The sequence below is a fragment of the Candidatus Hakubella thermalkaliphila genome, assembly GCF_013281975.1.
Taxonomy (GTDB): domain Bacteria; phylum Actinomycetota; class Humimicrobiia; order Hakubellales; family Hakubellaceae; genus Hakubella; species Hakubella thermalkaliphila.
This window is the reverse complement of the sequence record NZ_BLRZ01000337.1, coordinates 1-921: the sequence shown is the minus strand read 5'-3', so window position 1 is coordinate 921 and position 921 is coordinate 1. Positions and strand designations below refer to the sequence as shown.

The window sequence follows — 921 nt, the reverse complement described above, 5'->3', positions numbered from 1 at the left end:
CCAGAGGATATTTGCCCGAGGGCCACGTGGACAAAGCCGGTAACCTCTTGCAGAGGCCCATCGCCTGGTATGGCCATGTGGGATTGGGTCCTATTGAGGTAGCTGCTTATCCTGAGGGAGTGGTGGGCAAAGCTACTTTAGCTGAGGCTGAAAAGGCCCGAGAGGGCGTGGAGGCTCTTTTGGATTACATGGTGCGTCTACATGATGACATCCGGGCTGCCTTTCCCCCAGGCAAGCTCCCGCCTATGGAGGAGATGACTCAAAGATCCCGGGAGGAAATTGAAGCCGTCATTAAAGGTCCTTTGGCTGAAGGTGGCAGGAGCATCTATACTCTGGGTTATCCGACTTAGAGAAGGACTGGGGGCTGGTTCCCAAGCGCCCATTGACTTGAAACTCAAATAATCTCACGGCAGAAGAGAACTCTTTTACTGCCTTTTAGAAATAGAGTATTGGTATTTTCAGGTGATTTGGTGAAATGGAGCTTGCCTTCGTAATATCCCTCCAAGAGACCAGTTTTTCTGCCATCTCCCAGGGACAGGATCTAAAAAAGAGCCTTAGCAGGCTAAGAGAGCTGGGCTATCAAGGGGTGGAGTTGGCGGTACGGGATCCAGAAACAGTGGATGTTGAACTGGTCAAAGAAGTAGTCCAGAGTTATAATCTCGAGGTGCCAGCCATCGGCACAGGTCAGGCTTACCTGGAAGAAGGCCTATCTCTTAGCTCTCCTGATCCAGATGTGCGGCAAAAGACCAGAGAAAGACTTAAAAAACATGTGCAGTTTGCCTCTATCTTTAGGGCTGGGGTTATCATCGGCCTTATCAGAGGAGGCTACATAGTTGAAGGAGTCGACTTCTCCAAAGGGAGGAAATGGGTGGTTAAGGGCATTAGAGAATGCTGCCAGGCTGCTCAGGAAAAAGGTATCCA

Annotated in this window: 1 protein-coding gene and 1 pseudogene; both read left to right on the top strand. The window is 50.4% G+C overall.

Translation table 11 applies throughout. The annotated features are described in order from the left end of the window. Window positions 1-350, top strand: a pseudogene (locus HW443_RS11995) (3-dehydro-scyllo-inosose hydrolase); the annotation flags it as partial. A 125-nt stretch (window positions 351-475) separates the two neighbouring features. Beyond that, window positions 476-921, top strand: a 446-nt coding sequence (locus tag HW443_RS11990) for a sugar phosphate isomerase/epimerase family protein (RefSeq protein WP_176238305.1), incomplete at its 3' end; no start/stop codon positions are given.